The sequence below is a fragment of the Streptomyces sp. NPDC037126 genome, from assembly GCF_055605965.1.
Window position 1 is genome coordinate 105,001 of record NZ_JBVJTD010000024.1, and the last position, 6,510, is coordinate 111,510.

A 6,510-nucleotide genomic window follows, 5' to 3' on the forward strand; every position below is an offset into this window, starting at 1 on the left:
TCTATCTGGTGTGGGGTGATCCCGTGGTGAACCTGGGGCTCGACGAGGAGCAGACGGCCGTCCGGCAGCTCGCCCGGGACTTCGTGGAGCGCGAGGTCGCCCCGCACGTGGTCGCCTGGGACCGGGCCGAGGAGGTCGACCGGGCCCTCGTGAAGAAGCTCGGCGAGGTCGGCTTCCTGGGCCTGACCGTCGACGAGGAGTACGGCGGCTCCGGCGGCGACCATCTGTCGTACTGCCTGGTCACCGAGGAGCTGGGGCGCGGGGACTCGTCCGTCCGGGGCATCGTGTCCGTGTCCCTCGGGCTCGTCGCCAAGACGATCGCCGCCTGGGGGAGCGAGGAGCAGAAGCGGCGCTGGCTGCCGGGGCTGACCGCGGGCGAGTACGTCGGCTGCTTCGGCCTCACCGAACCCGGTACCGGCTCCGACGCGGGCAGCCTCACCACCCGGGCCGTGCGGGACGGCGACGAGTACGTCGTCAACGGCACCAAGATGTTCATCACCAACGGCACCTGGGCCGACGTCGTGCTGCTCTTCGCCCGCTCGACCGACGCCCCCGGCCACAAGGGGGTGACCGCGTTCCTGGTGCCCACCGACACCCCCGGCCTGAGCCGCCGCACCATCCACGGCAAGCTCGGCCTGCGCGGCCAGGCCACTGCCGAACTCGTCCTGGAGGACGTCCGGGTGCCCGCCTCGGCGATGCTGGGCGAGGAGGGCAAGGGCTTCTCCGTCGCCATGTCCGCGCTCGCCAAGGGGCGGATGTCGGTGGCCGCCGGCTGCGTGGGCATAGCCCAGGCCGCCCTCGACGCGGCCGTGCGGTACGCGGGCGAGCGCGAGCAGTTCGGCAGGCCGATCGCCCACCACCAGCTGGTGCAGGAGCTGATCAGCGACATCGCCGTCGACGTGGACGCGGCCCGGCTGCTGACCTGGCGGGTCGCCGATCTCATCGACCGGGGCGAGCCGTTCGCCGTGGAGTCCTCCAAGGCCAAGCTGTTCGCCTCCGAGGCCGCCGTCCGGGCCGCCAACAACGCCCTCCAGGTGTTCGGCGGCTACGGCTACATCGACGAGTACCCGGCCGGCAAACTCCTGCGCGACGCCCGGGTGATGACCCTCTACGAGGGCACCAGCCAGATCCAGAAGCTGCTCATCGGGCGGTCCCTGACCGGGGTCTCCGCGTTCTGAGTAGCCGATCTGAGTATGTGTGCGGATGTGGCGACGGCCACATCCGCCGATGCTCGCTGTCATGAGTGACACACCGGTCAAGCAGCAGAGCACGGCCGCCTTCTACGGTCAGGCCGTCGCGTCGTTCTCCCTCGCCCTGGTGGCGACCGCCGTCGGCATCCTCCGGCTGGACGCCAACGCCTGGGTGCGCGGCTTCCTCGGCATCGCCGTCCTGTACCTCGTCACCTCCGCCTTCACCCTCGCCAAGGTGATCAGGGACCGCCAGGAGGCGGGACAGATCGTCAGCCGCGTCGACCAGGCCAGGCTGGAGAAGCTCCTCGCCGAGCACGACCCCTTCGAGAAGCTCTGAGCGGCTGCACTAAGCGCTCGCTCACCGTCGGCGGTATGGTGGTGCTCCTGTCACCGAGAGGGGCGAACCAGCGATGAGTACGGCGGCGGAGACGACCGGCGGCGAAGTGGAGCCGTGGGAACAGGTCACCCCGGACGCGGCCCGGCGGCTGCTCGTCGCGGCCGTGGAGGCCTTCGCCGAGCGCGGCTACCACGCGACCACGACCCGTGACATCGCGGGCCGCGCCGGCATGAGCCCGGCCGCGCTCTACATCCATTACAAGACCAAGGAAGAGCTGCTCCACCGGATCAGCCGCATCGGCCACGACAAGGCCCTCGACATCCTGCGCACGGCGGCCGGCCGCGAGGGCACCGCCAGGGAGCGGCTCGCCGACGCCGTCAGCTCCTTCGTCCGCTGGCACGCCGGGCGGCGCACCACCGCCCGGGTCGTGCAGTACGAACTCGACGCCCTCGGCCCCGACGCCCGCGCCGAGATCGTCGCGCTGCGCCGCCAGGTCGACGCCGAGGTGCGCGGGATCATCGAGGACGGCGTGGCCGCGGGCGAGTTCGACGTGGCCGACGTGCAGGGCACCACGCTCGCCGTGCTGTCCCTGTGCATCGACGTGGCCCGCTGGTTCACCGTGAACGGGCCGCGCACGCCCGAGGAGGTCGGCGAGCTCTACGCCGGCCTGGTGCTGCGGATGGTCGGGGCCGCGTAGGCCCCGACCGGCCCGGGGCCTACAGGTAGTACCGGGACACCGACTCCGCGACGCACACCGGCTTGTCGCCGCCCTCGCGCTCCACGGTGAACGCGAGGGCCACCTGGACGCCGCCGGCGACGTCCTCGACGCCGGTGATCCGCCCGGTGGCGCGCAGCCGGGAGCCGACCGGGACGGGGGCCGGGAAGCGGACCTTGTTCGTCCCGTAGTTGACGCCCATCTTCACGTTCTCGACCGAGATCAGCTGCGGGCCGAAGAGCGGCAGCAGCGAGAGGGTGAGGTAGCCGTGCGCGATGGTCGTCCCGAACGGCCCCGCCGCGGCCTTCTCCGGGTCCACGTGGATCCACTGGTGGTCCCCGGTGGCCTCGGCGAACAGGTCGATCCGCTTCTGGTCGATCTCCACCCAGTCGGTGTGGCCCAGCTGCTCGCCCACGGCCGCCTTCAGCTCGTCGGCGGAGGTGAAGGTCCTCGGTTCTGCCATGTTCCCGGCCTCTCGTTCGCGTCTCTAAGCAACTGCTTAGCATGGTCGGGTGCGGGGGCGATGTCAACGGACGGCGGCCCCGTCCGGGTGGGTAGTCTCTGAGGAGTGCCCCAGATTCCCGAGAAGATCCACGAGCTGACCGTCGGCCAGTTGTCCGCGCGCAGCGGTGCCGCCGTCTCCGCCCTGCACTTCTACGAGTCCAAGGGCCTGATCACCAGCCGGCGCACCACCGGCAACCAGCGCCGTTACAGCCGCGACACGCTCCGCCGGGTCGCCTTCGTCCGCGCGGCCCAGCGGGTGGGCATCCCGCTGGCCACGATCCGCGAGGCACTCGCGGAACTCCCCGAGGAGCGGACCCCGACCCGGGACGACTGGGCGCGACTGTCGGAGAAGTGGCGTTCGGAACTGGACGAGCGGATCAAGCAGCTGAACCGGCTGCGCGACCACCTCACCGACTGCATCGGCTGCGGGTGCCTGTCGCTGGACACCTGCGTGCTGTCCAACCCGGACGACGTCTACGGCGACCACCGGACGGGATCGCGGCTGATGGCGGAGCGGCGGTAGGGCCGCGGGCGCGGCCCGGTCCCGCCTACTCGTACTCGGTGCCGCCCTTGCGGGTGAGGTAGGCAGGACTGACCGCCTTCGCGATCGCCCGCCCCCCGGTCACCGGGCTGTACCGCTCCACGGCGGGCCGTACGACCACACCCTCGCGCAGGTGCAGACCCCGCCCCGACACCGTCTCCCGCCCGCTCGCGAACTCCAGCACGCGCCCGATGTCGTACGGCCCCGCGTACAGCCGGGGCACCGCCGGCAGTTCGCCCGCCGTCAGGGCGGCCGCGTCCAGCCAGCGCACGGTGCCGTCCACCTCAGCCGAGACGTCGAACACCGCGTAGCCCAGCGTGTCCCGGCGGCCGTCCGCCCCGTACGTCAGGTCCTGCACCCCCGCGCCGTACACCTCCCCGAAGATCCCGACCCGCCGGGCTCCGAGCCGCTCGGCGAGCCGGGCGGCCGCCTCGGCGACCCCGTGGCCGCGCACCGCCCGCCAGTACAGGTTGCGCGGATCCTCCCTGAGCGCCAGGGACTTGGCGCCGAAGCCCTTGGAGGACACGTACGCCCTGTCCTCGTCGGCCACGTACGTCAGCAGGCACGCCGAACCGTGCAGCTTCTCCGTCAGGACGACCGGCTCGCCCGGCGCGAAGACGTCCGGGTAGCGCTGGATGTTCTCGATGTCGACCCAGGGCAGCAGATCGGGCGCCGACTCGACCTCGCCGCTCATGGTCGGCGGGATCGGCGGCACCCACTTGGTGATGCCCAGCAGCTCCGCGAAGTCGGTGCCGTCCGCGGCCGCCCGTGCCAGGTCGGCCCCGGCGAGCGCCTTCGGCCGGCACACGATGCCCTGGGACAGCTCACCGCGCAGCCTGACCGCCTTGACCCGGTCGGCGGCCGACCCGGCCAGCCGTCCGGTCAGCCCCAGCTCCTCGATCAGCCCGGGCGGCAGCACCGCCTGCTCGGGGATGTAGACGGCGGCCTCACCGGTGCGGTACGCGCCCTTGGCGACGACGGCCCGGTACAGACCCACCTGGGCCAGTTCCAGCGCGTCGGCGTTCGGATGCTCGTGGACGGTCAGCACTTCGGCGGTGACCCGCAGCGTGGACATGGGACTCCCCGTGTTCATCGGTTCGGTTTCATCACCTCCACTGTCCGGACGCGAATGCGGTGGAGCGAACGGGTTTACGGCTGCTAGCGTCACCCCGGGCCGCCGACTCCGGGGCGCGCGACCGCACTTGAGCCGCTACCGCGATCCGTGCCGGACCAGCCCCTCCGCCACCAGTTCGGCGTTGGAGACCGCCCGTCTGCCGTCCGGCAGGAACAGCGTGTCCTCCAGGCCGATCCGGGTGGCCAGGCCCAGCCGGCCGGCGAGCCGCAGCACCGGCCAGGTGCCGCCCTCCTCGCCGTGCAGCAGCACCGGCCGGCCGTGGGCGTCGCCCAGTTCGGCCAGCAGCGCGACCGCCGAGGCCTCGGCGGTCGCCGGGTCCGGGTCGGTCACCTCGGCCAGCACCCGCAGCACCTTAGGCCTGAGCGGCGAGCGCCTGAACCGGGCCGCTCCGTCGGTGCCGGACCACAGGCCCGCCTCGACGCCCACGCCCAGGGCCAGCAGCTGCCGGGCGACCTCCTCGGCCCCCGGTTCGTGCCAGTTGACCGAGGCCGTCTCGGGCAGCACCGACCAGCTGCGCACCCGCGCGACCCGGGCGGCGGGATCGGGCTCGGCCCAGGCGCCCGTGGTCACCCCGACCGGCACCGCCACCCGCGCCCGCAGCGCCTCCAGGACCGGCGCGAGCACCCGCGGGGAGAGGGAGTCGTGCCCGCACGGGCTCTTCGGGTGGACGTGGACCTCCGTGGCCCCCGCCGCGACGGCCTCCGCGGCGGAGCGCGCCATGTCCCTGGGGGACAGGGGAACCGCGGCGCCGTCGGCCGCCGTACGGCTTCCGTTGAGACACACCTGCACCATGTCCCGATGGTGCCAGGCCCCACCGACAACGGCTCCCGGTCCGTCAGCGCACAGGCCGTCATCGCACGGCCCGTCAGCGCACAGCACGGGGGTGCGGCATCCCCTGCGCACCCCCCGAGCGCCCCCGTTCAAGCCCCCCGTTGCGGCCTCTCGCTCAGGCCGACATCAGCAGCCGTGCCCGACTGGCGTACGCCGGAGCACGCGGGGAGAGCACGGGACGCGGGACGAGGATCCCGCACTCCGTGCAGACCGGCCCGGACGACGGCTCGTGTTCGAGGCCGTACTTCCACACGAGGCGTTCGGCCCCGCACACCGGGCAGCACGAGCCCGGCTCCCGCTCCAGTGCGGTGATCAGCCTGCGCAGCACTTCGGCCAGCGGTTCGTCGGGGTGGATCCGGGGGTCGTCGCACCAGGCGACCCCGAACCCGCCCCAGGTCAGCCGGTGCCAGTCGTCCACGCTGCCCGGCCGTCGCAGCCCGTCGTGCTTCTCCTTCCTCCGCCGCTCGGTGAACTCGGTCTCGTACGCGAGCCAGACGGAACGGGCCTCCTCCAGTTCCTCCAGTGCGGCCACGAGCCGCGCCGGGTCCGGGGAGCGGTCCTCGGGGCCGAACCCCGCCCGGGAGCACAAGTGGTCCCATGTCGCCCGATGCCCGTAAGGGGCGAACTTCTCAAGGCACTTGCGCAGCGAGTACCGCCGCAGTGCCAGATCGCAGTCCGGATCGCGTACCTGTCTCGCCAGACTCCGGAAACCGGCCATCGCCCTGCACCTCCGTCACACCTGCACCTGTACTTCGGTCACTTCGGCGTCTTCGCACGGACGTCGCCGAATAGACGTATCGACAGGCGATTCGGCTCCATCTCTTCTCGATGCTCTTCCCGCGGACTCCAAAAAGTGACGCATGCTCATCTTCAAACTCGGGGATACCGGCGGTAACGTTCGCGCACCCCCGTCGCGAGGAGCTGCCATGCCACGGCGAACCCCACGTACCGCCCTCGACAGACTGAGAACGTCCCGCCGACTCTTCGGGTTCCTGAAGACGGCCTCGGTATGCGTACTGATGGCCGGACTTCTCTCCCCGATCACCCAGACGGCGGCAGTCGCCGCCACCGCGTCCACCTCCAACGACTACTGCGGCGGCCAGTGTTCGGACATCCTGCCGCCCGGTGAGAACGGCAACGCGACTCTGGCGCAGATCCTGCTCAACCAGGCCTTCGGCACCCAGCCCTCGCACGCCGAGGACCAGCTCGGGCCGTACGCCAACCTGGCGGGCGGCTACCCGGGTCTGACCGACGCGA

8 protein-coding genes and 1 pseudogene are annotated in these 6,510 nt (G+C 72.0%); 5 read left to right on the forward strand and 4 right to left on the reverse strand.

Translation table 11 applies throughout. The annotated features are described in order from the left end of the window. Positions 1–26 precede the first annotated feature (26 nt). The 3 genes from ACZ7FF_RS36830 to ACZ7FF_RS36840 all read left to right on the forward strand — a co-directional run bounded on the left by ACZ7FF_RS36830 (position 27) and on the right by ACZ7FF_RS36840 (position 2,224). On the forward strand, positions 27–1,178 hold the full coding sequence (locus ACZ7FF_RS36830) for an acyl-CoA dehydrogenase family protein (protein ID WP_470818064.1): 1,152 nt from the start codon (positions 27–29) through the stop codon (positions 1,176–1,178). Positions 1,179–1,239: 61 nt separating this feature from the next. Beyond that, positions 1,240–1,527: a YiaA/YiaB family inner membrane protein gene (locus tag ACZ7FF_RS36835; RefSeq protein ID WP_470818047.1), complete on the forward strand. Its 288-nt coding sequence runs from the start codon at positions 1,240–1,242 to the stop codon at positions 1,525–1,527. Positions 1,528–1,600: 73 nt separating this feature from the next. Next, the gene (locus ACZ7FF_RS36840) at positions 1,601–2,224 is read left to right on the forward strand and encodes a TetR/AcrR family transcriptional regulator (protein ID WP_470818048.1); all 624 of its coding nucleotides are present in this window, start codon (positions 1,601–1,603) and stop codon (positions 2,222–2,224) included. A 19-nt stretch (positions 2,225–2,243) separates the two neighbouring features. Here the strand turns inward: ACZ7FF_RS36840 and ACZ7FF_RS36845 are convergent, their stop codons facing one another. Continuing rightward, positions 2,244–2,705: a MaoC family dehydratase gene (locus ACZ7FF_RS36845; protein ID WP_470818050.1), complete on the reverse strand. Its 462-nt coding sequence runs from the start codon at positions 2,703–2,705 to the stop codon at positions 2,244–2,246. A 105-nt stretch (positions 2,706–2,810) separates the two neighbouring features. On the opposite strand from ACZ7FF_RS36845, the gene soxR reads away from it, so the two are divergent. Further along, positions 2,811–3,269: a redox-sensitive transcriptional activator SoxR gene (gene soxR / locus ACZ7FF_RS36850; RefSeq protein WP_452970641.1), complete on the forward strand. Its 459-nt coding sequence runs from the start codon at positions 2,811–2,813 to the stop codon at positions 3,267–3,269. Between the two features lie 25 nt (positions 3,270–3,294). On the opposite strand, the gene ACZ7FF_RS36855 is transcribed toward soxR, so the two are convergent. The 3 genes from ACZ7FF_RS36855 to ACZ7FF_RS36865 all read right to left on the reverse strand — a co-directional run bounded on the left by ACZ7FF_RS36855 (position 3,295) and on the right by ACZ7FF_RS36865 (position 5,971). Beyond that, complete coding sequence (locus ACZ7FF_RS36855) at positions 3,295–4,362, reverse strand: RNA ligase (ATP) (protein ID WP_470818052.1); 1,068 nt, start codon at positions 4,360–4,362, stop codon at positions 3,295–3,297. A gap of 135 nt (positions 4,363–4,497) precedes the next feature. Continuing rightward, on the reverse strand, positions 4,498–5,214 hold the full coding sequence (locus ACZ7FF_RS36860) for a 3-keto-5-aminohexanoate cleavage protein (protein WP_470818053.1): 717 nt from the start codon (positions 5,212–5,214) through the stop codon (positions 4,498–4,500). 154 nt (positions 5,215–5,368) lie between these two features. Then, complete coding sequence (locus ACZ7FF_RS36865; RefSeq protein WP_470818055.1) at positions 5,369–5,971, reverse strand: hypothetical protein; 603 nt, start codon at positions 5,969–5,971, stop codon at positions 5,369–5,371. A gap of 208 nt (positions 5,972–6,179) precedes the next feature. On the opposite strand from ACZ7FF_RS36865, the pseudogene ACZ7FF_RS36870 reads away from it, so the two are divergent. Beyond that, positions 6,180–6,510, forward strand: a pseudogene (locus ACZ7FF_RS36870) (penicillin acylase family protein); the annotation flags it as partial.